Genomic DNA, 26842 nt, shown 5'->3' with positions numbered 1-26842 from the left:
GGTGTGTTGCTATCGCCCCGCGGTGACCGGCGCCGGCCGGTGCCGGGACCGGACAGGAGTGCTCACGGATGTCGCTGGTCGGACGGGAATCGGAACTCAAATATCTGGACGAGTCGATCACCGGCATCGCCGAGCGCGGCGGCGTCGTCGTCATCGCGGGCGAAGCGGGGATCGGTAAAACCGCGCTCCTGCACGAGGTCGCGGCGATGGCCAGGCTGGCGGGCGTCCGGGTCGTGACCGTGACCGCGACCGAGGCCGAACAGCAGCTGCCCTACGCCGGATTGCATCAGATCGTGTTCCCGCTGCGTACCGGCAACGATGCGCTGCCGCCCACCCAGGCCGCGGCACTGAACGCCGCGCTCGGATTCGTCGACGTGGCCGCACCGAGCGAATATCTGATCGGTGCGGCGCTGCTGACCCTGCTCAGCGATCGGGCGGCCGAACAGCCGCTGCTGCTGGTGGTGGAGGACCTGCACTGGCTCGATGCCGCGACCGCCGGCGTGCTCGGCTTCCTCGCCCGCCGGCTGGAATCCGAGCCGATTGTGCTGGTCGCCGCCACCCGGGACGCGCAGGCGGCGCTGTCGCAGGCCGGGCACCCGACGCTGGCACTCTCGCGACTGGACGAGGAGGAGGCGCGGCAGCTGCTCGACACCGCCGCGCCCGGCCTCGACGATCACCGGCGAGAACGGGTCCTGGCGGCCGCGGCCGGAAATCCGTTGGCGCTGAAGGAATTACCCTCGGCCACCGACCGGCCCGAGGTGGCGTTGCCGCTCACCGAGCGGCTGGAACGTGCGTTCGGTCTGCGGGCCGATCAGTTGCCCGAGACGACCCGCACCGTCCTGCTGCTCGCCGCGCTCGACGAACTGTCGGTAGCGGAAACGCTCGCGGCCGCCGCACTGCTGGTCGGCGGCCCGGTCGACGACGCGGACCTGACCCCCGCCGTCACCGCAGGGTTGATCGAGATCGATTCCGGCGCAGTGCGATTCCGTCATCCGCTGATGCGGTCGGCGATCCCCGCCGGGGCGCAGCCTGCCGCCCGCCGTGCCGCCCATCGTGCGCTGGCCTCGACCCTGCGCGAGCAGCCGGACCGCGCCGCCCGCCATCACGCGGCCGCCGTCACCGGACCGGACGACGCCGCCGCGGCCGAACTCGAGGCCGCGGCCGAGCGGGCGTTGCGCCGGGGCGGGGTGGCGGCGGCGATCACGACCCTGGAACACGCCGCGCGCCTGACCGACACACCGGCGGCGCGGGTGGGACGACTGTTGCGCGCCGCCGAGCTGGCGGTGGAATCCGGCGAGCGCGACACCGTGGATCGGCTGCTGCGCGACGCCGGTCGCCAGGATCTCGACCAGCGTCAGCGCGCCTTGGCGACCTGGCTGGTCAGCGGATTCGACGACGGCGTCGGTGAGGATCCGGCCCGCACCACCGAACTCGCGAAACTCGCCGAAACCGTTGCGGTGGAAGGGGATCGCGACCTCGCGATGCGCATCCTGTGGGGGACCGCCATGCGCTGTTTCTGGTCCGAGCCGGGTCCGGACGCGCGCCGCGCCCTGCTGACCGTCGCCGACGGTACGGGTCTGCCCGTCGGCGATCCGCGGATCGTGGCGATCACCGCCTACGTGGCCCCGTTCGAGCGCGGCGCGACGGTCTCGGAGCAACTGCGCGCACTGGCCGGGCAAACCGGCGCCGATCCGGAGGTGGACCGCTATCTCGGCAGCGCGGCGTTGCAGATCGGCGCCTTCGCACTGGCCGGCCGCTTCTCCGCCACGGCGATCACCGGCCTGCGGGAACAGGGCAGGCTCGGCCTGCTGACCAGGGCGCTGGCGGTGCGGGCCTGGAGTTGTGCGCGCACCGGTGATCTGGTGGGCGGTGCGGCGGCCGCGGCCGAGGCCGGGCGCCTCGGACCGGAAACCGGCCAGCACTTCATGTACGGTCTCGCCGTCGCTGTCGGAGCCGAAATCGCCGCGCTACGAGGCGATTTCGACGAAGCGGTCGAGCGCGCCGAGGAGGCCGAACGGATCGGCGCGGCCGCCGGCGCGCGACCGGTACTGGCCACCGTGCAACGGGCCCGCGCTCTCGTCGCACTCGGACAGGGCCGCTACGACGACGCGCTCGCCGACCTGCGCCGAATTCTCGACCCCGCCGACCCGGCCTATCAGCTCGCCCTGCGCGCCTACGTCGTGGGCGATCTGGTCGAGGCCGCGGTGCGCGCCGGGCGCGTCGAGGAGGCGGAGGAGATCGTGCGTGAATTCGAGGAGCCGGCCCGGTGTAGTCCGTCACCGGCCCTGCATGTCGGCCTGCGCTACGCCCGCGCCCTGCTCGCGTCGGCCGAGTCCGCGGAAGACCTGTTCACCGCTGCTCTCGACGCCGATCCGGACGGGTGGCCGTTCGAACGCGCCCGCGTCCAGCTCGCCTTCGGGGAGTGGTTGCGCCGGCAGCGGCGCATCGTCGAGTCGCGGGCACAGCTGCGAGCGGCCCGCGACACCTTCGACGCGCTGGGCGCGCGGCCCTGGGGCGATCGCGCGCGGCGCGAACTCCGGGGCGCGGGGGAGACCAGCCCGCGCCGCGACCCCGACGCACGCGACAGCCTGACCCCGCACGAACTGGGTATCGCGCAGCTGGCCGCCGAAGGGCTCACCAACCGGGAGATCGGGCAGCGGCTGTATCTGTCGCATCGCACCGTCAGCACCCACCTGCACCGCATCTTCCCGAAACTCGGTGTCACCTCCCGTGCCGAACTGGCCGGCGCACTGCGCACCGCGACGGATCCGGTGCCGTAGCCCGCACGCGATGACGTATGCACATACCGTCATCCGACGGGCGCGACAGCACACCCGTGCCGCCTACCGTTTCTCGTATCGCAGCCGTGGCAGTGGGCGCGGCGGACGAGAACACGGGAGATGAGCAGATGTTCACCAAGAAGCGGTTCGCGCAGATCATCGCGGCGGCAGCGGTAGCGGCGTCGCTGACGGCGTGCTCGTCGGGTACGGATGCGCAGGCTCCCGCCGCTCCGGCGAGCGCCGCGGGCGTCGGCGCCGGTGAACACACCACGCTCGGGCCGATCAAGCACATCACCGCCGGTGTCCTCGACACCGCCTACGTCGAATACGGTCCGGAGAACGGCCCGGCGGTCGTGCTGATCCACGGCTGGCCCTACGACCCGGCGAGCTACATCGACGTCGGCCCGCGGCTGGCCGCACAGGGCTACCGGGTGATCGTGCCGTATCTGCGCGGCTACGGTCCGACGCGATTCCTGTCCCCGGATACCGCGCGCAACGGCGAGCAGGCGGCGGTCGCGCACGACATCGTCGCGCTCATGGACGCGCTGCACATCGACAAGGCGATCCTCGGCGGATACGACTGGGGGGCAAGGACGGCCGATGTGATCGCCGCGCTGTGGCCGCAGCGGGTGAAGGCGCTGGTTGCCGTGAGCGGATACCTGATCACCGATGTCGCGGCCAACCAGCAGCCGCTCGCGCCGGCCGCGGAGGCCGGCTGGTGGTACCAGTACTACTTCGCCACCGACCGCGGTGTGCTGGGCTATCGCCGCAACGTCCACGACTTCGACAAGTACATCTGGAAGACCGCCTCGCCGAAGTGGAACTTCGACGACGCCACCTACGACCGCAGCGCCGGCTCGTTCGACAATCCCGACCATGTCGACGTCGTGATCTCCAACTACCGCTGGCGTCTGGGCCTGGTCCCCGGCGAACCGCAGTACGCCGCGGAGGAGACCGCGCTGGCGCAGGGCCCGGCGATCACCGTCCCGACCGTCACCATCGGCAGCGATTTCGACGGCGCCAATGCCGACGGCACGAGCTACCGCGCGAAGTTCACCGGCAAGTACGAACACCGCACGCTGCCCGGGGTCGGCCACGATGTCCCGCAGGAAGCGCCCGCGGCCTTCGCGCAGGCCGTGATCGACGCCGACCATCTCTGAAACCCGCTGGGAGACAACGCAACACCCGCGCCACGATGTAGCGGCGCGGGTCTTGCGCTGTTGTGCCGATGTCCGCGTCCGCGGTCTCGCCTGTGCGGAGGTTATGAGTCTTGCGCGACGGGCCGCAGGCGGGTGAGTGCGTCGTGGTCGCCGCGTGCGGCGAGGCCGAGCTGCTGTGCCACATTCAGATCGATCACGCCGGTGAGCAGGCCGAGGACCGCATTGGCGGGTCCGTCGAGGGTCAGATCGGCGGCGTCGGTGCTGCCGACGCGGGTCTCGACGCGACCTGCGCCGATGTCGACGACCGCACGCACCTCGTCGACGACGAGTTGAATCACCACCGGTGCGGCCGCGGGATCGGCGTCGGCGGTGAACCATCCGGCTGCGTAGGCCAGCCACTGCGGGAGGAACGCGTCGTCCGGGTCGACCGTATCCATGTACCGCAGTCCCCAGCGTCCCAGTGCTCGCAGTGCGGGTTCCAGTTCCCGGCCCGCATCGGTGAGCCGATAGAGAGCCGATGCGACGGGCGGCGGCGCGTCGTCGCGGGCGATCAATCCGGCGTCCTCCAGTTCGCGCAGGCGGGTGGACAGCAGATTCGCGGCGATGCCGGGCAGCCCGTTCTTGAGATCGGTGAATCGGCACGGCCCCTGGATCAGCAGCTCGCGCACGATCAGCAGGGTCCAGCGATCGCCCACCACATCCAGCGCGCGGGCGATCGAACAGTACTGGCCGTAGCTTCGCATGCGTCCACTATACCGGCCTGAAGTAGAGATTCTGAATTTGTTAGTTGAAAAACTCTACTTTCTCGTCCTAGCATGAAATGGCAAGGTCGGTCGCCGAGTGGCCGGGAATTCCCTCTGTATCGGAGCAAGCGCATGACTCGCAGCCAGATCCCCGCCCAGTACGCCACCGGCGCGGCCCGGGCCGATATCGAACGGGCGTTGCTGGCCGCCGGAAAGGATCTCGGCCGCCTGCGGCTCGACGATCTGGCGATGCTCGAGGACTTCCACACCAGTGGGCGCATCGCCACCGGTGAACTGGCCGATCTGGTCGACATCTCTTCCGCCACCGAGGTTCTCGACGCCGGCACCGGCATCGGCGGCACCGCCCGATACCTGGCGGACCGATTCGGCTGCCGGGTCACCGGAGTCGATCTGGTCGAGGAGTATTGCGAGATCGCTCGCTGGCTCGACCGGCTCGTGGGGTTGGACGACCGCATCACCGTGCGGTGCGCCGATGTCACCGCACTACCGTTTCCGGACGGCGCCTTCCAGGTCGTATTCAGTCAGCACGTCCAGATGAATATCGCCGACAAGAACGGCCTCTACCACGAAATGCGCCGAGTTCTGGCGCGTGGGGGACGGCTCGCACTCTGGGATATCACCGCCTCCGGCGCCGGTGAACCCGACTATCCGCTCCCGTGGGCCGACGGCCCCGGCTTCGGTCACCTCACCACGCCCGCCACCCTGCGGACGACGATCGAGGCGGCCGGATTCGCCGTCGAGCGGTGGGACGACCGCACCGACGAGGCCGTGGCCGTGATGCGCATGGTGCGCCAGCTACCGCCGAGCCCGCTGGGCCTGCACGCCTTCGTGCCCGACTTCGCCACGCGCGCAGCACATCTCACCGATGCGCTGGCCGACGGGCGGCTGCGCGCGATTCGCGCGGTGGCGCGGGCGCGGTGACCGGTCAGCGGGGTGTGAGCGCGGCACTTCGGGTGGCGAGGTAGTCGCGTTCGCGTTGATTTCCGGTGAGGCGGGCCGCGGTATCGAAACTGCGCCTCGCCTCGTCCGTCCGGCCCAGGCGGGCAAGCAGATCCGCGCGGACGGCGTGAAACAGGTAGTGCTCGGTCAGGTCCAGGCCGTCGACGAGACTCAGTGCCGCGGCCGGCCCGTCGACCTCGGCCACCGCCACCGCTCGATGAAGTGCCACAACGGGATTCGGGTCCAGGCGCGCCAACCGGTCGTAGAGCGCGAGGATCTGCGTCCAGTCGGTGACCGGATCGGTGTGCGCGGCATTGATCGCGGCGAGCAGCTGATACCGGCCGGGGCGGTTGCGGCGCAGGCAGGTGCGGACGATCGCCCGGCCCTCCGCGACCAGTGCGGCATCCCAGCGGCCGCGGTCCTGGTCGGCGAGCCGGACGAAGGCGCCGGTCGCATCGGTGCGGGCGCCGCGGCGAGCGTGGGTGAGCAGCATGAGGGCGAGCAGGCCCGCCGCCTCCGGCTCCTCGGGCATCGACTCGACCAGTGCGCGCGTGAGCCGCACGGCCTCCTCGCACAGGTCCGCGCGCAGCAGTTCCGTGCCCGACGAGGCGACATATCCCTCGTTGAAGATGAGAAACAGGGTCGCGAGCACCGAATCGAGCCGCTCGGGCAACTCGGCCTCGCCGGGCACCCGGTAGGGGATACGGGCGTCGCGAATCTTGGCCTTCGCGCGGGCCAGTCGCTGCGCCATCGTCGCCTCCCGGACCAGGAACGCGCGCGCGATTTCGGGCGTTGTCAGCCCGCCCAGCAGCCGCAGCGTCAGCGCGACCTGCGCGGGCCGGTTCAGTGCCGGATGGCAGCAGGTGAAGATCAGCCGGAGGCGCTCGTCGGGCACGGCGGTCTCCTCGGCGTCGTCGGGCGGGGCGTGCACGATCGCCGCCTCGGCGTACTTGCCGGCCCTGGCGGATTCGCGGCGCAGCGTATCGATGGCTCGGCGCCGGGCGGTGGTGATGATCCACCCGGCCGGACTCGGCGGCGGTCCGTCCTGCGGCCAGCGGCGCAGCGCGGTGGCAAAGGCGTCGGCGACCGCGTCCTCGGCCAGGTCGATATCGCCGAGCGTGCGAATCAGCACGGCGACGGCCCGGCCGTATTCGGCGCGGAAGACGGCGGCGATCCGATCCGGCGTCATCGCGTCAGAACGGCGGAACATCCCGGAACGGGCGGATTTCGATCGGCAACGTGGTGGCCGCCGCGGCCTTGCGTCCCCAGGCCAGCGCCGCGTCCAGATCGGCCGCGGTGATCACCCAGATGCCACCGATATGTTCCTTGCCCTCCAGATAGGGCCCGTCGGTGATCAGCCCGTCGGCGCGCACCACGGTCGCGCTGTCCGCCGCGTGCAGGCCGCCGGTGAACACCCACGACCCGCTCTCGCGCAATTCTTCGTTGAGGCGGTGCAATTCGGCGACGATCCGTTCCATGGTCTCGGCATCGGGCGCACCACTGTCGGGTTGGTAGATCGAGAGCAGATACTCGGGCACGGCCCTCTCCTCAGCGCCGGGCGTAGCGGGCGATGATCACACCCGCGGTGGTCGCGACGCTACCGAGGAGGCGAAATTCGGTCAACGGCGCCGCGCCCTCGAACAACCTGGTCCCCGCACCGAGGGTGAGTGGGTGGATCACCAGCGTGTACCGATCGATCAGCCCGGCGGCGTGCAGGCTGCGCACCAGGGCCGCACTGCCGATGATCGACAGATCCTTTCCCGGACGTGCCTTCAGTTCGCGCACGGTCCGAGTCGCGTCGCCGCGCAACAGAATCGAGTTCTGCCACGCGTCGACGTCGTCGAGGCCGGTCGATGCGACGTACTTCGTCGCCGCGTTCATATGTTCGCTGTAGGGGTTGTCGTCCGCCCGCCCCCACACGGTGGTGAAGTCCTCCCAGGTGCGCCGCCCGAACAGCATGTCGCCGGGCCGGGCCATATCCCCGCCCATCTCCCGGGCGAGCACCTCGTCCTGAAATCGCTGCCCCCAGCCGCCGAACGGAAAACCGCCCCGGGTGTCCTCGTCCGCGCGTCCCAGCCCCTGTACGACACCGTCGAGCGTGACATTCATGGTCACCGTGATCGCTCGCATCGCCCTGCTCCTCTCGATTCCGGGAACGCGCACGATCGCGCCCCTCACCTCCTATACGAACGGCCGCCGCCGGAATCGACATCGGGCGAAGAATTGTCGAGTCGCCGGCGGCGATCCGATCTGAGCGCCGCCGAGCTACGGCTTCGGATTCGGTGTGAGCGTGGTCTTTCGCGATCGCGTGGCGAGCGCCGAGCGCTCCGCCGCGATCTGGCCGCGCAGGGCGTGGCAGCGGCGCAGGACGTCGGCGCGGTCGGGTTCTTCCGGGATGAGCGGGACGGCGTGCTCGATCATCGTCGCCTGTTCGAGGATCACCCGGAGCCGATCGGGGTCGGTGACGCGGTCGGCGATCTGTGCCAGCGCGTCGAGCTGGCGAATCATCACGGCCGGCTGCCCGGCACCGGCCTGGCGGATCTTCTCGAACGCGCGCTGCACCAGCCGCTCGTAGCTGACCTGGGCGGCGAGCACCCGGATATGACCGTCCTTGTCGCGGCGCACCGGATTCGGCTCCCAGGTGACCGCGATCCGCGACAGGCAGTCGCCGAGCCAATCGATACACGTCAGCACCGTGAAGGTGTCGTTGGTCGCGGAGGCGAGCGCACGCAGTGCGATCTCGACGATCTGATCGACGCCGAAGGAGACGTCCTGCACCAGGCTGCGCATCGAGCCGGTGACGTGGCCGCGGGAGAATTTCTTCTCGATCCCCTTCGCGGCCTGTGCCGGCCACACCCGCGCGATCACCTGCCCCTCGGTCACGAAATGTCCTGGGCGATAAGGTAAATGGATGACCGCATCCGCTTCGGCGGCCAGCCGGACCAGCCGCTCGTAGCGGATGTACTGGAGATATCCGCTGCTGGAGGTGCGCACCTCGCCACCGGAGCGGGCCAGCAGATCGCGGAGTTCCCGCGCCGACGGACCATGTTTCGCCCCGCTCGCGGTGGTATCGGCATTGGCGTCGACCGCCGTGCGCACTTCGCGCGCGATGTCGGCGACCACATTCGGCAGCTGGATCTGCCCGCCGATGTGATTGATGAAGTAGATCAGCACCGCCAGATCCACCACCAGCGAGCCGATCGACACCGTCGCGCTGATGTGCGGGACGAAATTCTCGCCGACCGACACCAGTGCCGCGATGGCGTAGACGAAGGTCGCGACGAAGGTGCCGAGCGTCAGCTGGGTGCCGCGGTCGCGGATGAAGTTGCGCAGCATGCGCGGCCCGAACTGAGTGGAGGCCAGCGTCAGCGCCAGGATCGTGATCGAGAAGACGACACCGACCACGGTGATGATCGCGGCCGCGATGGCGGTGAGAACCTGGCGTGCCGCATCGGGCGTGCCGCCCAGCACCCAGGTGGGCAGGCTCGTGCCGTTGTGGTAGGCCGCGCGGTCGAGCGTGAAGGTCAGTGCGAACAGCGCCACCGCGGCCAGGACTTCCAGCGTCGGGACGAACCACAGATTGGTGCGCAGCCGTTCCCGCCACCGATCCGCCTCGAGCGAGATCCCTTGCACGCTGGACCTCCTTGCGCTCTCGCCGACGGCGAATTTCCGGCCTGTCGACCCGAACCTACCTCCACCTCTCGGCGGAGATCGAATCGTGGCGCGGCGCGGGCGCGGCCCGTTGAAGAGACAATAAGTTCGCAATTGCGCACCTATTGTCTTAAACTGGCCGTGTTCGATGCGTCCCGCGGATTCTGGAGGCCCGACGTGCTGGAGGTGTTGCGACACGACCGTTTCCGGCGCTTGTTCACCGCACAGGTGGTGGCCCTCGTCGGAACCGGTCTGCTCACGGTCGCGCTGGGTTTGGCGGCCTACGATCTGGCCGGATCCGATGCCGGTGCGGTGCTGGGCACGGCACTCGCGATCAAGATGGTCGCCTACGTCGGCGTGGCACCGGTGGTCTCGGCGCTGACCGATCGGGTGCCGCGGCGGATGCTGCTGGTCTCGGCCGATGTGGTTCGGCTGGTCATCGCCTTGCTGTTGCCGCTGGTCACGCACGTCTGGCAGATCTATGTCCTGATCTTCGTGCTGCAGGCGGCCTCGGCGACCTTCACCCCGGCATTCCAGGCGGTCATCCCGTCGATCCTGCCGGACGAGGAGGACTACACCCGCGGGCTGTCGCTCTCACGGCTGGCCTACGACCTGGAATCGCTGCTCAGTCCCGTACTGGCGGCGGCATTGCTGACCGTGGTCGGCTACCACCTGCTGTTCGTCGGCACCGCCGCAGGTTTCGCGACCTCCGCGATCATGGTCGTGCGCACCTCGCTCCCTCGATCGGTGCCCGCCGACCGCTCCGGCTCGCTGCCGGCCCGGATCACCTGGGGCGCACGGCTCATGGCGGCGAGCCCGGTGCTGCGCGGGTTGCTGGCGATGAATGTCGCTGTCGCCGCGGCGACTTCGCTGGTCGTGGTCAATACCGTGGTCTACGTCCGCGACCTGCTGCACGGGCCGGCACCCGCGGTGGCGGTGGCGCTGGGTTGCTTCGGCGGCGGTTCGATGATCGCCGCGCTGGCGATCCCGCGACTGCTCACCGGCATTCCCGATCGGCGTCTCATGCTGGTCGGCTGCGCGATCCTGCCCGTCGGCCTCGCCGGTGCCGCGACGCTCGCGGCGCTCGAGCCCGGACCACGCGCGGGCTGGGTGCTGCTGGGGGTGGCCTGGTCGATCATGGGGGTGGGTACCTCGCTGATCAACACGCCCTCGGCGCGACTGCTGCGCGCCCAATCCGACGGCAGCACCCGCACGGCCGTGTTCACCGCGCAGTTCTCGCTCTCGCACGCCTGCTTCCTGGTGACCTATCCGATCGCCGGCTGGCTGGGCGCCGCCGCCGGACAGGCCGGCGCGGCGCTGACCCTGATGGTCCTGGCGGCCGTGGCCGCCGTGGTTGCCGCGCGAATGTGGCCGGTGCACGTATCGTCGGGTGCGCAGATGGCCACAGCAGGAAGTCGGTGAACCAGCCCATGACCGGTGAGGAAACCCCCGCAGTCGACGCCCTGCCGCCCAGCCTGGTGCACATCGTCGAACCCGACCCGGCCCGTCTCGAAGCCGCCACCTCGGTGTTCCGGATGCTCGCCGACCCGACCCGGCTGCACATCCTCTGGGTTCTCGCCGACGGCGAGGCCGACGTCACCGCCCTCACCGAGGCCTGCGGCGGCTCCCGCACCGCGGTCAGCCAGCACCTGGCGAAACTCCGCTTCACCGGCATGGTCGAGACTCGCCGCGAAGGCCGCCGCATCATCTACCGCATCCGCGACGGCCACCTCGCCCGCCTCGTCCGGGAAGGACTCAATCTCGCCGACCACATCGTCACCGGCGAGCTGCCCCACGAATAAGGCGCGGTTCGCGGGCGGTGCTTCTCGCGAGCGACCCGCCTGATCCGTACCGGGGCAGCACCGTTGGGTCACGGTGTGGGATCGATCCGGGGTCGGCGGCGAATGCGTTGTCCCCCCGAGGGCAGCGGCGCCGAATCAGTTCTGGGCCGTGTCGATCGGCCCGGAAGGGTGTGAGTCATCATGTCCGCCGAAGATCGAGATGCTCGCCCGCCGGCGTCGAATGCGGAACTGTCCACCGATGATCGCGCCGAACTCGAGCGGTTGCGCGCGTATGTCGCAGCGCATCCACCGCGCCCATCTCATCGGCACGCCTGGCGCTGGACCGGCGTCGTGCTGCTGCTGATCCTGACCGCGCTACTGATCATCGGATCGGTGACGACGCGGTTCGTGCGCAGCCAGATCTTCGATACCGACCGCTACGTCACGACCGTCGCACCGCTGGCCACCGATCCGGCGATCCAGAAGGAACTGGCCGACAAGATCACCGATGCGATCGTCGGTCGCGTCGACATCAAGGCGTACACGGCGGATGCGGTCAACGCGCTCACGCAGAACGTCGGGCAATTGTCGGATCGCCCCCGTGCCGTCGCGGCGTTGAACAGTCTGCCCGCGCTGGTGGCCGACCAGGCCGAGAACTACATCCACCAGGCCGCGACGGCCGTGGTGACCAGCGATCAGTTCCGCGAGGCGTGGGACACGGCCAACCGCCGCGCGCACGACGCACTGGTCCATGTGGTCAAGGGTGAGACCAGACCCGGAATCGAGGTCAGCGACAACGGCACCGTGAGCATTTCGCTGAAGCCGATCCTCGCGACCGTGCGCGAACGGCTCGACGCACGCGGAATCAGCTTCGCCGACAAGATTCCCGATGTCGACGCGCAATTCGTCATCTTCCATGCCACCGAGCTGCCCAAGTACCAGAAATGGCTGCGCACGCTCGACCGCGCGGCGAACATCCTGCCGTGGGTGGCGCTGGCCACCGCGGCGGGTGCGGTGTGGCTGGCTCCCCGCGGCCGGCGGCTGCGGACCCTCGCACTGGTCGGCGTCGCCGGTGCGGTCGCGATGGTGCTGCTGGCCGTCGGGGTGGTGATCGCTCGCAGTATCTACCTCGATTCCGTTCCGCCCGACGCGTTGTCGCCACCGGCCGCCTCCGCGCTGTTCGATACCGTGATCCACCCGATGCGGGTGTCGCTGCGCGCGGTCGCGGTCGTCAGCCTGGTCGTGGCCGCGGTGGGATATCTGGCGGGGTCGTCTCATTCGGCGCAGTCCGTGCGTTCCGGCTTCGGGCGGCTCATGGTCGCCGTCCGCGGCCGGCGTGGGCGCCCGCCCAACGTGGTCGAGTCGTTCGTCGCGCATTACCGCACACCGCTGCGCCTCGCCGTGCTCGCCGGCGCGGTGCTCGTGCTGGTGCTGTGGCCCTACGCGACCGGTTTGGTCGTGGTGGGGATCGTGCTGGTCGCGGGAGCGCTGCTGCTGATCGTCGAAATTCTCGCGCGGCCCGCGGCGGCGCCCGAAACCACCGCGGAGACCGAGCCCACGGCGACCGGGTGACGCGGAATACGGCGATTCGGTTACGTTTCGGGGTCGATCGCACGGTCCATCGGTTCGTGATTATCCGCGAGGTTTTCCGCGACGAATCGTTAGATGCCCGGTTGGCTCGCCGAATTCGTCCATCGAGCGATGTACCAGGTCGATGAGCGAACCGGGACCATCATCCGCCGCGGCGGCTGGTCAGGAGGCAGCGCAGGGCCGCATGTCACAACCCACCGGAACCGACGCATGTCGGTACGCGCCGGCGGATCCGCCGGCGAGGTTCACGAAAAGGGGTGAGCCGTCGTGACGGCTACGGAACACGGAACACGCAACGGGCGAAACGACACCCGCAATGCGGTGGCGGCCGGCACCTCGCTGGCCGCGGCGGCCCTACTGGCCGTCACCGGAATCGTGTCCATCCTGCAGGGCATTTCGGCCATCGTGAAGGACGACGTCTACGTTTCCGGACCGCAATACATCTACAAGTTCGACATCAGCGGATGGGGATGGATCCACCTGATCCTCGGCATCCTCATGGTGGCGGCCGCCGCCGGGTTGTTCACGCGTTCGACCTGGGGGCAGATGTTGGCGATCGCGCTACTGGGTTTGTCGATCATCGCCAATTTCCTGTGGCTGCCGCACTATCCGTGGTGGTCGATCCTGGTCATCGCCCTCGACATCGTGGTGATCTGGGCGATCGCCACCTGGGATCCGCGCAGAATCTGATATCTCGCGCCGGCCGGACCGCGTCTCGGGGACTCGGTCCGGCCGACGCGCGCTCACCTGCAGCCACCGCATCGGCGCGTCGAATTCGCCCGTGCCGTACCGCCGGCGCAGCGCCTCGGCAGCGATCGCGGTCGCGGATTCGAGATCGAGCGAGGAGTGCCGTTCGATCTCGCCGCGCAGCGGGGTGCCCTGGCAGAGGGCGACCGCCGCGGTCTCGGCCGTCGTGCGGCTCGACCCGTCGATGTACTCACCGTTGATCCGCTCGAAGCCGGCCGCCGCGAGTTCGCCGCGAATCCGATCGATGTCGAAGTATCCGTGGGGCGTGCGGCGAAAGAATTCGAGCGGCTCGTCCGGTGCCGCCGCGCACAGCGCCTCGGTGACGATCAGGGTCACCACATTGGTCTCGAGCCGGTCCCAGACGTTGAAGACGAACACGCCGCCCGGGCGCAACACTCGCAGGGTCTCGGCGTATCCGCCGACCTTGTCGGGCAGGAACATCGCGCCGAACTGGCATGCCACCAGGTCGAACGAGCATTCGGCGAACGGCAGGTCTCGGGCGTCGGCGACCTGCCACCGCACTCGATCCGATGCCGTGCGGTTCGCGGCGGTCGTCAACATGGGTTCGTTCAGGTCGGTCGCCACGATGTCGCGACCGTCGAGCCGGGCGAGCGCTCTGGTCAGCACCCCGGTCCCCGCCGCGGTTTCGAGGATGTCGACCGCGTCCGTCGCGGCCACCGCCTGCGCGAGCAACCGGGCGGGTTCGGCGAAGATCATCGGAACCAGCAGCGTGTCGTAGATCTGCGGGATCGATCCGGTGAAGGACGTGTCCCCGCCTTCGGCCGGTGCGCCCGGCCCCGGATCACCACTCACGGCAGGTGATGCTACGCGCGCCCTGCGGCTGCCGGGCGAGATCGCCGCAGCGCTGGGCGGTTTCGCCGCGCGGCGATCACATGGCGCGCGCGTACGCGAGGGCCTCGGGCGTCTGCTCGAAGATCTGCGTCTCGCCGCCCGCGGGCAGGGCGCCGAGCGCCGCGAGCCGACGGCGATGCTCGTCGCGCAAGCCCGACATCAGGACCGTGATGTTGCGGTGCTGCAGTTTCGCGATGGCGTCCTTGAGGACCAGTGCGCCGGTCGTGTCGAGGGCGGTGACGTGCGCCATGCGAAGGACCACCACATGGACGTCGGCGACCTCGGTCAGCTCCAGCAGGAAGCGGTGCGCGGCGGCGAAGAACAGCGGTCCGTCGATGCGGTAGGCGACGATACGGTCGTGCAACAGGCGGTGTTCCTCGCTGAGGTGGTCGCTCTCGTCGAGCGGAACCTGTTGCAGCCGAGCTTCTTTCGCCACCGAACGCAGCGCCAGGACGATCGCGATCGCGACGCCGACACCGACCGCGGTCACCAGGTCCATGGCGACCGTGACCAGGAACGTCGCGGCCATGATGAGTGCGTCGCCGCGTGAGGCACGCGCGATGGCGGTCAGCGACGCGGTTTCCACCATGCGGACCGTCGTGGCCAGCAGCACCCCGGCCAGCGCCGCGACCGGGATATCGGCGACGAGCGGTGCGGCGAGGTAGATGATGGCGGCGAGCACCACCGCGTGGGTCAGCGCGGCCAGGCGTGTGCGTGCCCCGGAGCGCACATTGACGGCCGTGCGGGCGATCGCACCGGTAGCCGGCACGCCGCCGAACAGCGGTGCGGCGATATTGGCCAACCCCTGCCCGAACAGTTCGCGATCGGGATCGTGGCGGGTGCCGACGGCCATGGCATCCGCGGCGGTCGCCGCCAGCAGCGATTCGAGGGCGCCCAGCGCAGCGACCGCCAGCGCGGGCGCCACCAGCGATCCGAGGCTGCCCCAGTCGAGGAAGTTCAGTGTGGGAGCACTGAGTCCCGACGGGAGGGCGCCGATGGCCGCGGTGGGGATGTCGAAGAGCGCGACCACGACGGTCGCGCCGGCCACGGCCAGCAGCGCGAAGGGCAGCTTCGGCAGGAACCGCCCGCCGACGAGCATCACCGCGGCCACCGCGACGGCGATCACGACCGGCGCGAGATGGGGTTGCGAAATATATTGGCGCACAGCGTCATAGGCCGACTGCCACACCTTGTCCCCGTGCGCGTGCGCGATGCCGAGAGCGTTGGGGAACTGCTGCAAGGCGATCACCACGGCGATGCCGGCGGTGAAGCCCTCGATCACCGGGGCCGGCATGTATCGCACCGCACGCCCGGCCCCGGCGACCGCGAGCGCCACCAGCACGATGCCGGCCATCAGGCCCACGGCCAGCACCCCGCCCCCGCCGTGCTGGTGGACGATCGGAACCAGCACGACGGTCATCGCGCCGGTCGGCCCCGACACCTGGAAACGGGAGCCGCCGAATATCGCGGCCACGATGCCCGCGACGACCGCGGTGGCCAGTCCGGCCGCGGCGCCGAGTCCGGAGCTGATGCCGAATCCCAGTGCCAGCGGCAACGCCACCAGGGCGACGATCAGGCCCGACAGCAGATCCGGGCCCGGGGTGCGGAGGGCCGGACGCCAATCCGACCAGCGGGGGAGCAGTGCTGCGATGTTCACAACCGGGCTGCCAGACGCAGTTTCAGCGCGGCGAGTTGTTCCCGCAACACGTCGGGCAGGCGATTGCCGCCGATGGTGGCGTACCAGTGGTCGATGTCGGCCACCTCGGCCACCCACTCGTCGATGTCGACCGCGAGCGATGCCGCCGTCCGGGCGCGCTGCCCGTCGTCGAGGCCGGTGAGATCGAGGGCCTCGACCGCCGGCACGTAGCCGATCGGCGTCTCGACCGCCTCGGCGGTGCCGTCGAGACGCTCCAGCGCCCACTGCAGCACGCGCACGTTGTCGCCGAAGCCGGGCCACAGGAATTCGCCTTCCGGACCTCGTCGGAACCAGTTGACCTGGAAGATCTTCGGTAGTTTCGCCGGGTCGGCGGCGGCACCCAGCCGGAGCCAGTGGGCGAAGTAGTCACCGACGTGATAGCCGAGGAACGGCAGCATCGCCATCGGATCGCGCCGTACGACGCCGACCGTCCCGGCCGCGGCGGCGGTGGTTTCCGACGACAGCACCGAGGCGGTGAACACCCCATGGGCCCAGTCGAAGGACTCGGCGACCAGCGGGACAGTGGTGGCGCGACGGCCGCCGAAGAAGATCGCCGAAATCGGCACGCCGGCCGGATCGTCCCATTCCGGAGCGACCGAGGGACACTGTCGAATCGGTGTGCAGTACCGCGAATTCGGATGCGCGGCAGGCGTTCCCGAGTCGGACGTCCAGTTCTCGCCGTGCCAGTCGACGAGATGGGCGGGCGGTTCGGCGGTCAATCCCTCCCACCACACGTCCCCGTCGGCGGTGCGGGCGGTGTTGGTGAAGATCGAATTGCCTTTCGCGATGGTGGCGATCGCGTTGGGATTGGTCGTGGCGCCGGTGCCGGGGGCGACACCGAAGAATCCGGCCTCGGGATTGACCGCGTAGAGCCGGCCGTCGGCGCCGAAGCGCAGCCACGCGATATCGTCACCGACCGTCTCGGCGGTCCAGCCGTCGAGCGCGGGTTCGAGCATGGCCAGGTTCGTCTTGCCGCACGACGACGGGAACGCCGCGGCGACGTAGTGCGTCTTCCCCTGCGGGGAGGTGAGTTTCAGGATCAGCATGTGCTCGGCCAGCCACCCTTCGTCCCGGCCGAGTACCGAGGCGATGCGCAGTGCGAAACACTTCTTGCCCAGCAGCGCGTTGCCGCCGTAGCCGGATCCGTAACTCCAGATCTCGCGGCGCTCGGGAAAGTGCGAGATGTATTTGGTGGTATCGCACGGCCACGCCGCATCCGGCTCACCGACGCCCAGCGGTGCGCCGACCGAATGCAGGCATTTGACGAATTCCGTTCCGGTCGTGAGCTTTTCCCAGACGGCGTCGCCGGACCGCGTCATGATCTGCATCGACACCGCGACATATTCCGAATCGGTGATCTGCACACCGAATTTCGGGTCCTGCGCATCGAGCGGCCCCATGCAGAACGCGATGACATACATCGTCCGGCCGGCCATCGCGCCGCGATAGTGCTCGGTCATCACCGTGCGCATATCCACCGGGTCGACCCAGTTGTTGGTCGGACCGGCGTCGGTCTCGCGCTCGGAGCAGATGAACGTGCGATCCTCCACCCGCGCCACGTCGTCGGGATCGGAGACACACCAGAACGAGTTCGGCTTACCGGTCAGTGGAACGAACGTTCCCTTGTCGACCAGTCGTGCGGTCAGCCGATCCCACTCCGCCCGGGAGCCGTCGCACAGGACGATGTGCTCGGGGGCCGTCAGCTCGGCGACCTCGGCGATCCACGCCAGAACGCTCTCGTGGGCCACCGGAACCTCGTCGAGCTGTGCGATGACACGTGAACTGTCGGACACGAGACCTGCCTCCTTGATAAAGCTGCAATGTAGTTAGTTTAGAAAACCTGCAAACAGTGGTTGCATTCGGGCCCCCCGCTCCACTGGTTCCGGCGCCCTGTGCCCGGATCGTCAGGCGAGCTCTTCCAGCGCCTCCGCTTGGCCCGCGACCACGCCGGTCAAGATCGCCCGCGCCACCGCCAGCAATTCGGCCACCTGCGGGGAGGTGAGCTCGTAGGTCACCGACAGTCCCTCCCGCCGGGCCACGACCAGCCCGGCTCGGCGCAGAATCGCGAGCTGCTGGGACAGATTCGCCGGCTCGATGCCGATCTCGGCCAGCATCTCGGAGACCGCCTGTTCGCGCTCGCTGAGCAGTTCGAGAACGCGAATCCGGATCGGATGCCCCAGTGTTTTGAAGAACTCCGCTTTCATCTGATAGAGGGGTCTGCTCAGTCCGGGCACGCGATCACTCCTTTTGGTCTGCGGCCCCACGGCCTGCCCCGTCGTTCTTAATTGCAGAGTTTAGCAAACAGGAAAAGTGCCGAGCTGTTCGCCGCCGCCGATCAGTCGGCCAGCCGCCACGGCGGATTGCGTCTGTTGCCGGCGGCGTGGAACAGGCACAGCCGGTGGCCGTCGGGGTCACGTAACGGGGCTTCGCGCCACAGCCAGGGCATATCGGTGGGTGACTGCTCGAATGCGATGCCGGCATCGGACAGGCGCCGGTACTCGCCGTCGAGGTCGTCGGTCTCGAAATAGACGGTGACTTCCTCGCCACCCGGTACGGCGTCGACGCGGTCGACCGAGAAGGTGCTCTCACCCGCGGGGCATTCGAATCGCAGATAGTGCTCGGTCTTGACGATCAGGCGCAGACCGAGCAGCAGATAGAAGTGCTCGGCTCGATCGAGGTCCGTGCTGCCGACGGTGACCTGGTTCAGACGCATACCGTCCAGTGTCACCGTCGCGGTGCCGGATCGGCTAGCCACCCTCGGGTGGGAGCGCGGCGGCAACGTTTCCGGCCAGGCGCGAAAGTGGTTGTTCTTCCGCGGTTCTGGCTGGCACCGGCGCGGACGCTCGGTGACGGGTGTTCGAATGTCCAACTGCCGTCTATCCGTTTCCGTGGAGTAGGACGAAACCCGTGCCGACGAGGGCAGATAGAAGACGTTAATTCCCGGACCTCTTGGGTATGACGAAAAGCGCAGTCCGCAACTGTTACCGAAAGGAGGAACCCGATGATTATCGGTGATTTGTCTCAGATCGTGAACATGGTCGTGGGCTGGTTCGGCCAGATGCGCGGCGTGATCGGCATCTGACCCCGGTCCCTCACCCACCCGCCGAACCGCATGGGATGCGGTTGGGCGGGTGGTGGTCTGTCGAGATCGGAAAACCCACCAGCACAAGCCGTTTCGGACGCGGCGACCTTTTCCGGAGCGTCTTCGGCGCCTCACAGGTGGGCGGCGGCGAAGTCCGCAGCCTCATCCGCTGTGGCGGTGTAGCTGGTCCGGTGCACTTTCCAGCTCGTGCCATGGGGATCGCACACCGGGTCGTTCGCGGTGCAGGTGTCGTGAGTGCGGTCCGCATAGGGGCCGGTGACGCTGTGACCGATACCGCGAATCGGGTTGCCGAACAACAGGATCGCCGCGATCTTCGGCGCCACCGACGCGGGAAGGTGGCCACGATCGGCCCGCCGACCTTCGCGCCCACGCTGCTGATGCCGATCGAATCGTCGACCACGTTCGCGCCTTGTGAGTAACCGACCAGGACGAAGCGCTGGTTCGGGCAGGCCTTCGCCGCGTCGGTCACATGTGTCACCAGGTCGCGATTGCGGCCCGGCGTCCACGTCCGGTCCTGCCACTGGCCACGCTGCGAGACGGCGACGAACCGGTCCTCCTAGCGGCCGGCTATCGTGCGCGCTCGCGCGACGATCGCCGACTCCCGCATTTCCCGGCCGTCGGCGGCGCGGAAGGCGACCACCGGAGACGAATACTCACGATCGTTTCGGTGCCATCGCTGTCGGGAACCGTCCGGTGACTGCGCTCGACGTCGACGATCCGCCCCACCACCACCACCCCGCCCCGAGCGAAGCACAGACCGAATCGAGCCGCCTTGGCGCTCAGAGGCAGACCACCCACCCCGCCCCAGAGAAAGACCATAGCGACGAACCAGTAGCCCATGGCAGCTCCCCGCGACGCTCGTGGAACGAACTTCCAGACTGCCACACGGCGACTTCGGAAGAGCGGCAGATTGTTTCGACTCTTCACTCTGCCGGCGCATCGGCGAATAGTGACCCTGCCGCCACTGACTTGTAGCCGCCGTCCGCCTCGGCTGGCGCCGGCCAGACGAGCCGCTTCAGGGACCGCGCACCGCCCGCGCCCGGGGGCGGGATTGCCCACAAGCAGCCGATTTGCTCCAACAAGGGGGTAGTGAGGTAATCTCTTCGAGCACCCGCAAGCGGGAGCAACGGGCTGTGGCGCAGCTTGGTAGCGCACTTGACTGGGGGTCAAGTGGTCGCAGGTTCAAATCCTGTCAGCCCGACAGACGAAAACCCCCTCCGACCAGGGTCGGAGGGGATTTTTTGTTTCCGGTTGAGAGTCATTGTTGACTGCCAGTGTGCCTAGAGTGTGCCAACGCGCAGAATGCCGCCTGCTGGCTTCGCAAAGGGTGGCACCGTCCCGTGGCTGGTGGGCTCGTCACACGGCACCTTTGGTGCATCGAACTTCTTCCGCGCGGACCACTCGGGGTCGCCACAGGCGTCGTCGACCACCGTGCTGACCACTCGGCGGAACGTTGTGGCGTCACCCAGAGGAAAGATTTCGGCTCGCGCGGCATGCCGCACCGAGCGGTGGCGGCGTTCGACGCCGCGCTGCTGGCTCGGTTTCCGAATTGTACTGCTGCACAGAGAAGTTGAGTTTGTAGGACAAGCTGTCGCAGTTTGCTGTTTCCGCGGCTCGGGATCGCTCCCGCAGCGTTCGCATGTCAGCGCCGGTCCGTCTCGGACGTGGCGAATATGGTGCCCGGGATCGAGCGAAAACCTCCTTACACCACCGGTGGCGCCACCGCTACGTACGCCTGCCGATATGGTCCGAGGAGCGGGCCCGGGCGAAGGAGGCGGCGATGGTAGTGACGGCGGGTGTCGCGGCACCGGGATGGTTTACGCGGGCCATTGCGGAACTCCCCGACCATCGTGAGGTCGACGTCGGGGGCGGTGTCGTTCATCTGCGGTGCTGGGGCCGGGCGGGGACGGCCGGTGTGGTGCTGGTGCATGGCGGATCGGCGCATTCGGGCTGGTGGGACCACATCGCTCCGTTGTTGGCGGGTACGCATCGTGTGGTGGCGCTGGATTTGTCCGGGCACGGTGACAGCGCCGTGCGATCCCGATATCCGATCGAGGGCTGGGCGGACGAGGTGATGGCCGCTGCCGAGGCCGGCGGGATAGCCGGACGGCCGTACGTCGTCGGGCACAGCATGGGTGGGCGAGTGAGCGCCGTGGCGGCTGCGCGGCATCGGGAATCGCTCGCGGGTCTGGTCGTCATCGATTCTCCGTTTCAGGAGCCGTCGCAAGAGTCCATCGTCCGGCAGTTGCTCCACCGGCCGAAGACGTATCCGACGCGGGACGAGATCTGTGGCCGGTTTCGAACCATTCCGGACCAGGCGGTTCTGCTTCCTTACGTCGCGCGGCACGTGGCGGAGGAATCGGTGCGAGACATCGGTGCCGGGTGGGGCTGGAAGTTCGATCCCGAGATGTTGCGCAAGCGCCTCGAAGACGGGCGTATCCCACCGCTGGGCTCGCTGCGGGCCGTGGACGCATCCGTGCTGTACATCCGATGCGAACGCGGTTTGGTGACCCGGGAGCGGGCGCTGGAGATCGCGAGCTTGTTCGGGCGGCCCGCGACGGTGGTCGAATTGGCCGAGGCCGGTCATCACCCGATGATGGATCAACCGCTTGCGCTGGTGGCGACCTTACGGACCGTCCTCGCCCAGTGGGATTCGCGCGTTCGACCGGAATAAACGGCGCAGACTGCTCCGTTCGACGTCTTATGCCGAAACCTTTCTCGGAAGCCGAGCGTCAAGAATTCCTGGCGGGCAAGCACATCGGAGTGCTGTCGGTCGCCGCTACCGACGGGCGTCCACCCGCCACCGCACCGATCTGGTACGACTACACCCCGGGCGGCAATATTCGCATCAACACCGGCGCGGCACGCCGCAAGGCCAGGCTGGTGCGGGAAGCCGGCGTGGTGACACTGACGGTGCAGCGCGAAGAGTTGCCCTATCAGTACGTCATCGTCGAAGGCACGGTCATCGAGGCCGCCACCCCCTCGCCCCGGGAGGCGCGGGTGAGCATCGCCAGCCGCTATCTCGGTCCGGAGGAGGGCCGCGCCTTCGCGGACCGGATGGACGGCAACGACTCCGTACTGTTCACCATCCGCCCCGACCGCTGGATCAGCCAGGACTACTCGGGTGATCTCTGACAGCACTGTTCGGGCGTCCGGTCGGCGAAGTGTTTGCTCGACATGAGCAGGTTCAGCCGGCGGTGGTCGCCCGTTCGTTCTCGGTCCGCCGGTGGGTCGTGAAGGATCGACTCGGCGACGGCGCAGGCGACGCGCAAGAATTCGGTGGCCGGCCACATGATTCTTGCCGCCGGACAGGCCGTCGGCCTCGACGACTGCGCGGCGCGGGCGGTATCGTCCGCCGCCTGACCGAGGCAGCGGTAGCTGCACTGGAGAACTCGGCCAAGCGAATCAAGCTGTCCGACCGAACTATTGCCGCCGAGTTCGTCGACGCCCGCATACCACCGTCATCCACCGTGTCGAACGCCGGCGACGGCGGGCGTCGTGATGTTTCGCCACGAAGTCGTGATCACACCGTGCTGATAGAAGGGAGCGGCACGGAGGCGTTCGCCGATGACGCCGGGCTACCATCTGTTTCGCTCTCCGGTTCCGAATAAGACTCCGCTTCAACGACTTCCGACCAGTCCTGGCGTGCGAGCAGCGCATTTCGATGCGATGTTCACGCGGAAGCCACTCGGGCACTCAGATGTTTACTGAACGGTAGCCATGGCTAATCCGTGGCGGGGGCCTCCCTGTTTCACCCGATCGAAACTGCTCGACCTCTCACCGATGCACCCCTGATCGATTACTCGTTCCGGACCGCATCGGCCGCAAGTCAGAATGTTCGTCGAAAGGACTGAGGGACAGTGCATTACCTATGTTCGAGCTCGGCCATGGTTTCGTCGGCCGGTGGTGGCCGGTGACAGCCGAGATGGAGATCCTCGAACTGACAGACGAGTTCTACCAGGATCCGCATGCGACCTATCGGGCGCTGCGCGAGCGCGGTCCCCTCCATCGCATTCGATTGGACGGTGTGGTCGGCTGGTTGATCGTCTATCACGACGTGGCCAGGCAAGCCTTGGCGGAGCCGACCATCAGCAAGCGCATCGGGTCGCCCGAGGGACAGGCCGTGCTGGCCAAAAACGGTGCGGCCGAGATGTTCAACACCGCCATCAGCGACAATATGTTGTTCGCCGATCCGCCTCAGCACACGCGTCTGCGCCGCCTCGTGGCGAAGGCGTTCGCGGGGCCCGCCATCCGCGATCTGCAACCGAGAATCACCTCGATCGCCGACAGTCTGCTCGACGACATCAGCGCGCGAACGACTGTCGACCTCATCGACAACTACGCGTTCCGGCTGCCGATCGCGGTAATCTGCGAGCTGCTCGGGGTGCCCGACGACGACAAGGCAGACTTCCGCTCGTGGACCGCCGTGGTCGTCAGCGACACGGCCACGAACGAGGAACGCGCCGCCGCCGGGGTCACATACTTCACCTACCTGACGAAGTTGATCGCCGAACGCACCGACGACCCCCGTGACGACCTGCTCTCCCAACTGATCATCGCGAAAGACCACGAGGACCGGCTGGACCAGCACGAACTCATCGCCATGCTGCTCCTGCTGCTGATAGCTGGGCATGAGACCACGGTCAATCTGATCGGCAACTCGGTACTCGAGCTACTGCGCGAGCCCGCAATCGCCGAGCGGTTGCGCGCGAACCCCGAGGCGATACCCGCCTACGTCGAGGAGATCCTGCGCTTCCAGGGGTCGCTGCACTTGGCCACGGCCCGCTACACCACCGCCCCGATCACGTTGGGCGATCAGGACATCGACGCGGACGAATTCATCCTCATCTCGCTCGCCGCCGCAAACCGCGACCCCGCCCGGTTCGCCGAGCCGGACCGCATCGACCTCGAACGACCCGAGAGCCGGCACATCGCCTTCGGATACGGCATCCATCACTGTCTCGGTGCCGCCCTGGCACGAATGGAGGCCACGACCGCGATCTCGAGGCTGCTGGCCACTTTCCCGGATCTGTCGCTCGACGGCGAATTCAGCGATCTGACGTGGCGAAAGAGCCTGTTGATTCACGGCTTGACCAGCCTGCCGGTCCGCCTGGCCGCACGCACGGAATCTCGCACCGGGCCCGTGACCGACACGGACCGCGTCTCCGTCATGGCCTGACCCGGCCGTCGATACGACGAGTGGTACATCGCGGCAATCCCATTCCGGCTCGGCCCCAGCGATGTACCACTCACCCGTGCCAGGAAGTCGGGCGACGCGATCCGTCTGCGGAAGTTCGCTTGGTCGACCACCGCAGTCTCGCCGCACGTACAGCTCAGAGCTGTGGCCGAGGCCTCTCCACCTGCTGGCATGGCTGCCTAGAGTCTTGTGAGACATGAACTTTGGAGGTTAACGTCGATTCTTGGTGTCGTAGGTCGCCGTCTGGGCGTAAGCAACAATGATCGCAAGGCCGATGCCGACCCACAGTCGTTTCCCGCGGCGGGTGAACGACGGAAAGGACCTTCGATGACGTCCGGCTCGGCTTCAGGCCCGACTTTGATGGCGGTCATGGCCCACCCGGATGACGAATCCACCAGCGCGGGAGGCGTTTTGAGCCTGTATGCACGGCGGGGGGTGCGTACCGTTCTGGTCACCTGCACGAACGGCGAGTACGGTGACGGAATCGACGGTGCGAAACCTGGTTCCGCGGGCCACAATGCGGAGCGGGTTGCCCGAACACGTCTTGCGGAGTTGCGGACAGCGTGTGCGCATCTCGGTGTCGGCACGCTCGAACTTCTTTCTCACCATGATTCGGGCTCGATCGATCAGGTGCGTCCGGCGTGCACCGTCTTCGCTGACATACCACTGCAGACCGTCGCCGAGGAGTTGGGCGCGCTCATCGAAAAACACCGCCCGCAGGTTGTCGTCACTCACGAGCCGACCGGCACCCGGCATGTGGACCACATTCATACCGCGCGCGCGACAGAAGCTGCCGTTCGCGCGGGTGGCGTGGCGGCGAAGTTGTATTACGCGGCGCACGGGACCCGGTATTGGACGCGGTTGCGAAATGCTCTGCGCGAGGCGGGAATCGACTATCTCGAACCCGACCGCAGCCGGCGCGCGGTCACCGACGGTATCGATGAACACGTGGCCGCGCGCGTCGACATCCGTTCGGTCGTGGCCAGGAAGCGGTCGGCACTGTTTTCCCATGCCAGCCAGATCCATACCTCCACGACCGCGAAAGTTCCGGAGGAACTCTGGCCCACCGTCTTCGCCGTGGAAGAGTACATTCGCGCATTCGATGTCACCGGGGCGCCGACACCGGAAGACGATCTCTTCGCCGGGCTCATCTGAGCGCCGAACAAGGAACCGACACGCTGACCGGGCCGAGGCCAGTCGAGAGGTGTCGAGTTTGCGGGTCGCACGGCGGAAGGGTACCCCTCATGACGAAACAGACGAGCGCGCTTAGGTTTTCGGTCCTGGATACGGCGCCGATCGTGCAAGGCTCGAACGCAAGCCAGGCGCTGCGTGAGTGCGTCGAGCTGGCACAGTTCGTCGATGGTCTCGGCTACCACCGGTTTTGGATACCCGAGCACCACGGAATGCGCGGAGTAGCAAGTGCCGCACCGGCAGTCGTCATCGACCGCGTCGCATCGGTGACCCACCACATGCGGGTAGGAGCCGGTGGTGTCATGACACCGAACCACTCGCCCATCGTGATCGCAGAACAATTCGGCACGCTGGAGGCCTTTCATCCTGCGCGGATCGACCTCGGACTCGGACGGGCCCTGGGTGGGCCGCGCGAGGTCACCGACCGCATCCGCAGCCCCCACGATCGGGCAGCCACGCCCTTCGAAGACCAGATCCGGGAGCTGCTGGAGCTGTTCGACGAACAGAGCGAGGATCGCGCCGCGGCAGTGCCCGCGGACGGAAACCGGCCCGAAATCTGGCTGCTCGGAAGTAGCGACTACACCGCGCGGGTCGCGGGTGCTCTCGGTCTTCCTTTCGCCGCGGCCCACCACCTTCAACCGAGTAACACGATCGCGGCCACCCGCGTCTACCGGCAAGCCTTTGAGCCGTCGACATTGTGCCCGGCGCCGCGGACCATGGTCAGCGTGGCAGTGATCGCCGCCGAAACCGACGAGCGCGCGCAGTGGCTTTCCGGACCATTGAGGATGAAGACCGCACGGCGACAAGAGGGACAGCCGATACGTTTACCCAGCCCGCAGACCGCCGAGCACTACGGGTATGCGACCCGACGGGCGGCCGCGGACGAACTGGACGGGGTCTTCATCGGATCGCCGTCGAGTGTGTTGGCGCGCTTGCAGGACTTGGCAGAGGCCACTCGAGCGGATGAATTCCTGATCAAGACCGACCTCTACCGCCCGAGCGACCGAGGCGAGTCGTTCAAGCTGCTGGCCGATGCCTTTCTCGCGCTCCGTCACAGGCAAACCCCGTAGCAGCCCAGCCAGCGGATCGTCTGCGTCCAGTTGACTGCTCCGCGCTCGTTTCCGGTTCCTCGGGTTCGGGCTCTGTGGGCTCCTTTTGAAATCGGCAGGGGAGTGGCAACCAGCAGTATCAGTGGTGGGAGCGGAATCCGATGCCGCGGCATCCGGCGTTTGCGACGCGGATTCCGTATTCGGGGCCGTGCATCGGTCCGGAAGTAAGCTACCGTGCTGGTTTTCTCTGAAGACGTTGGACTGCAACGATTTACGGTAGGGTCACCTGGCGTGCCCACACCACGAATGGCAGGCCGTCTCGCAGCAGGCGGAAGGGGACAC

Annotated in this window: 23 protein-coding genes, 1 tRNA gene and 1 pseudogene; 14 read left to right on the top strand and 11 right to left on the bottom strand. The window is 67.9% G+C overall.

Annotation, left to right across the window (positions count from 1 at the left end):
- Positions 1-68: 68 nt before the first annotated feature.
- Together A5789_RS17180 and A5789_RS17175 are read left to right on the top strand one after the other, a co-directional pair.
- On the top strand, positions 69-2780 hold the full coding sequence (locus tag A5789_RS17180; protein ID WP_064907217.1) for an AAA family ATPase: 2712 nt from the start codon (positions 69-71) through the stop codon (positions 2778-2780).
- A gap of 128 nt (positions 2781-2908) precedes the next feature.
- A complete protein-coding gene (locus A5789_RS17175) occupies positions 2909-3940 on the top strand; it encodes an alpha/beta fold hydrolase (protein WP_064907230.1) in 1032 nt (343 codons plus the stop codon).
- A gap of 101 nt (positions 3941-4041) precedes the next feature.
- On the opposite strand, the gene A5789_RS17170 is transcribed toward A5789_RS17175, so the two are convergent.
- Positions 4042-4683 carry a helix-turn-helix domain-containing protein gene (locus A5789_RS17170; protein ID WP_063016029.1) on the bottom strand — a complete coding sequence of 214 codons (642 nt, stop codon included), beginning with the start codon at positions 4681-4683 and terminating at the stop codon, positions 4042-4044.
- A gap of 132 nt (positions 4684-4815) precedes the next feature.
- On the opposite strand from A5789_RS17170, the gene A5789_RS17165 reads away from it, so the two are divergent.
- On the top strand, positions 4816-5625 hold the full coding sequence (locus A5789_RS17165; protein WP_063016030.1) for a class I SAM-dependent methyltransferase: 810 nt from the start codon (positions 4816-4818) through the stop codon (positions 5623-5625).
- A gap of 4 nt (positions 5626-5629) precedes the next feature.
- Here the strand turns inward: A5789_RS17165 and A5789_RS17160 are convergent, their stop codons facing one another.
- The 4 genes from A5789_RS17160 to A5789_RS17145 form a co-directional block, all read right to left on the bottom strand.
- The gene (locus tag A5789_RS17160; protein ID WP_064907229.1) at positions 5630-6832 is read right to left on the bottom strand and encodes an RNA polymerase sigma factor; all 1203 of its coding nucleotides are present in this window, start codon (positions 6830-6832) and stop codon (positions 5630-5632) included.
- A 4-nt stretch (positions 6833-6836) separates the two neighbouring features.
- Positions 6837-7181 (bottom strand): YciI family protein, encoded by a 345-nt coding sequence (locus tag A5789_RS17155; RefSeq protein WP_063025817.1) that lies wholly within the window; start codon positions 7179-7181, stop codon positions 6837-6839.
- Between the two features lie 10 nt (positions 7182-7191).
- Positions 7192-7773 (bottom strand): dihydrofolate reductase family protein, encoded by a 582-nt coding sequence (locus A5789_RS17150; protein ID WP_064907216.1) that lies wholly within the window; start codon positions 7771-7773, stop codon positions 7192-7194.
- Between the two features lie 135 nt (positions 7774-7908).
- Complete coding sequence (locus A5789_RS17145; protein WP_063016033.1) at positions 7909-9276, bottom strand: DUF2254 domain-containing protein; 1368 nt, start codon at positions 9274-9276, stop codon at positions 7909-7911.
- A gap of 159 nt (positions 9277-9435) precedes the next feature.
- Between A5789_RS17145 and A5789_RS17140 the strand changes: the two genes are divergently transcribed.
- The 4 genes from A5789_RS17140 to A5789_RS35680 all read left to right on the top strand — a co-directional run bounded on the left by A5789_RS17140 (position 9436) and on the right by A5789_RS35680 (position 13355).
- On the top strand, positions 9436-10716 hold the full coding sequence (locus tag A5789_RS17140; protein WP_308248288.1) for an MFS transporter: 1281 nt from the start codon (positions 9436-9438) through the stop codon (positions 10714-10716).
- Positions 10717-10724: 8 nt separating this feature from the next.
- Positions 10725-11096 carry a metalloregulator ArsR/SmtB family transcription factor gene (locus tag A5789_RS17135; protein ID WP_062966999.1) on the top strand — a complete coding sequence of 124 codons (372 nt, stop codon included), beginning with the start codon at positions 10725-10727 and terminating at the stop codon, positions 11094-11096.
- A 180-nt stretch (positions 11097-11276) separates the two neighbouring features.
- Entirely contained in the window at positions 11277-12647 is a 1371-nt protein-coding gene (locus tag A5789_RS17130; protein WP_064907215.1) for a hypothetical protein, read from the top strand.
- A gap of 285 nt (positions 12648-12932) precedes the next feature.
- Complete coding sequence (locus A5789_RS35680) at positions 12933-13355, top strand: hypothetical protein (RefSeq protein ID WP_063016037.1); 423 nt, start codon at positions 12933-12935, stop codon at positions 13353-13355.
- Positions 13356-13778: 423 nt separating this feature from the next.
- On the opposite strand, the pseudogene A5789_RS37880 reads toward A5789_RS35680, so the two are convergent.
- The 6 genes and pseudogenes from A5789_RS37880 to A5789_RS38290 all read right to left on the bottom strand — a co-directional run.
- Positions 13779-14129, bottom strand: a pseudogene (locus A5789_RS37880) (class I SAM-dependent methyltransferase); the annotation flags it as partial.
- A gap of 172 nt (positions 14130-14301) precedes the next feature.
- Entirely contained in the window at positions 14302-15921 is a 1620-nt protein-coding gene (locus A5789_RS17115; RefSeq protein ID WP_227463034.1) for a SulP family inorganic anion transporter, read from the bottom strand.
- Positions 15918-17753, bottom strand: coding sequence for a phosphoenolpyruvate carboxykinase (GTP) (locus A5789_RS17110; protein WP_064907213.1), 1836 nt, complete (start codon positions 17751-17753; stop codon positions 15918-15920). The genes A5789_RS17115 and A5789_RS17110 overlap by 4 nt, the downstream gene beginning before the upstream one ends.
- 111 nt (positions 17754-17864) lie before the next feature.
- A complete protein-coding gene (locus tag A5789_RS17105) occupies positions 17865-18164 on the bottom strand; it encodes a helix-turn-helix transcriptional regulator (protein WP_063016039.1) in 300 nt (99 codons plus the stop codon).
- Between the two features lie 131 nt (positions 18165-18295).
- On the bottom strand, positions 18296-18673 hold the full coding sequence (locus A5789_RS17100; RefSeq protein ID WP_064907226.1) for a VOC family protein: 378 nt from the start codon (positions 18671-18673) through the stop codon (positions 18296-18298).
- 500 nt (positions 18674-19173) lie between these two features.
- Entirely contained in the window at positions 19174-19386 is a 213-nt protein-coding gene (locus A5789_RS38290; RefSeq protein ID WP_064907212.1) for a cutinase family protein, read from the bottom strand.
- Between the two features lie 804 nt (positions 19387-20190).
- Here A5789_RS38290 and A5789_RS17090 point away from each other — a divergent pair.
- From A5789_RS17090 to A5789_RS17065, 7 genes are all read left to right on the top strand, one after another.
- Positions 20191-20264, top strand: a tRNA-Pro gene (locus A5789_RS17090).
- A 579-nt stretch (positions 20265-20843) separates the two neighbouring features.
- On the top strand, positions 20844-21737 hold the full coding sequence (locus A5789_RS17085; protein WP_064907211.1) for an alpha/beta fold hydrolase: 894 nt from the start codon (positions 20844-20846) through the stop codon (positions 21735-21737).
- A gap of 29 nt (positions 21738-21766) precedes the next feature.
- A complete protein-coding gene (locus A5789_RS17080; protein ID WP_063011946.1) occupies positions 21767-22198 on the top strand; it encodes a pyridoxamine 5'-phosphate oxidase family protein in 432 nt (143 codons plus the stop codon).
- A 98-nt stretch (positions 22199-22296) separates the two neighbouring features.
- Positions 22297-22674, top strand: a complete 378-nt coding sequence (locus A5789_RS36635; protein ID WP_155525827.1) for a hypothetical protein — start codon at positions 22297-22299, stop codon at positions 22672-22674.
- A gap of 302 nt (positions 22675-22976) precedes the next feature.
- The gene (locus A5789_RS17075; RefSeq protein WP_193615567.1) at positions 22977-24242 is read left to right on the top strand and encodes a cytochrome P450; all 1266 of its coding nucleotides are present in this window, start codon (positions 22977-22979) and stop codon (positions 24240-24242) included.
- A 345-nt stretch (positions 24243-24587) separates the two neighbouring features.
- Positions 24588-25415 (top strand): PIG-L deacetylase family protein, encoded by an 828-nt coding sequence (locus A5789_RS17070; protein WP_064907209.1) that lies wholly within the window; start codon positions 24588-24590, stop codon positions 25413-25415.
- 89 nt (positions 25416-25504) lie between these two features.
- The gene (locus A5789_RS17065; protein WP_064907208.1) at positions 25505-26521 is read left to right on the top strand and encodes an LLM class flavin-dependent oxidoreductase; all 1017 of its coding nucleotides are present in this window, start codon (positions 25505-25507) and stop codon (positions 26519-26521) included.
- Positions 26522-26842: the final 321 nt, after the last annotated feature.

It is taken from the genome of Nocardia sp. 852002-51101_SCH5132738 (assembly GCF_001665695.1).
GTDB classification, from domain to species: Bacteria; Actinomycetota; Actinomycetes; order Mycobacteriales; family Mycobacteriaceae; genus Nocardia; species Nocardia nova.
Note: the sequence above shows the minus strand (reverse complement) of the source record. Positions and strands in the feature narration are given on the sequence as shown.

What these genes read in the sequence shown, in the direction of transcription:
- A5789_RS17180 (WP_064907217.1), top strand. Translation starts at nt 69, where the DNA reads ATGTCGCTGGTCGGACGGGAATCGGAACTCAAATATCTGGACGAGTCG.
- A5789_RS17175 (WP_064907230.1), top strand. Translation starts at nt 2,909, where the DNA reads ATGTTCACCAAGAAGCGGTTCGCGCAGATCATCGCGGCGGCAGCGGTA.
- A5789_RS17170 (WP_063016029.1), bottom strand. Translation starts at nt 4,683, where the DNA reads ATGCGAAGCTACGGCCAGTACTGTTCGATCGCCCGCGCGCTGGATGTG.
- A5789_RS17165 (WP_063016030.1), top strand. Translation starts at nt 4,816, where the DNA reads ATGACTCGCAGCCAGATCCCCGCCCAGTACGCCACCGGCGCGGCCCGG.
- A5789_RS17160 (WP_064907229.1), bottom strand. Translation starts at nt 6,832, where the DNA reads ATGACGCCGGATCGGATCGCCGCCGTCTTCCGCGCCGAATACGGCCGG.
- A5789_RS17150 (WP_064907216.1), bottom strand. Translation starts at nt 7,773, where the DNA reads ATGCGAGCGATCACGGTGACCATGAATGTCACGCTCGACGGTGTCGTA.
- A5789_RS17135 (WP_062966999.1), top strand. Translation starts at nt 10,725, where the DNA reads ATGACCGGTGAGGAAACCCCCGCAGTCGACGCCCTGCCGCCCAGCCTG.
- A5789_RS17130 (WP_064907215.1), top strand. Translation starts at nt 11,277, where the DNA reads ATGTCCGCCGAAGATCGAGATGCTCGCCCGCCGGCGTCGAATGCGGAA.
- A5789_RS17105 (WP_063016039.1), bottom strand. Translation starts at nt 18,164, where the DNA reads ATGAAAGCGGAGTTCTTCAAAACACTGGGGCATCCGATCCGGATTCGC.
- A5789_RS17100 (WP_064907226.1), bottom strand. Translation starts at nt 18,673, where the DNA reads ATGCGTCTGAACCAGGTCACCGTCGGCAGCACGGACCTCGATCGAGCC.
- A5789_RS17085 (WP_064907211.1), top strand. Translation starts at nt 20,844, where the DNA reads ATGGTAGTGACGGCGGGTGTCGCGGCACCGGGATGGTTTACGCGGGCC.
- A5789_RS17080 (WP_063011946.1), top strand. Translation starts at nt 21,767, where the DNA reads ATGCCGAAACCTTTCTCGGAAGCCGAGCGTCAAGAATTCCTGGCGGGC.
- A5789_RS17070 (WP_064907209.1), top strand. Translation starts at nt 24,588, where the DNA reads ATGACGTCCGGCTCGGCTTCAGGCCCGACTTTGATGGCGGTCATGGCC.
- A5789_RS17065 (WP_064907208.1), top strand. Translation starts at nt 25,505, where the DNA reads ATGACGAAACAGACGAGCGCGCTTAGGTTTTCGGTCCTGGATACGGCG.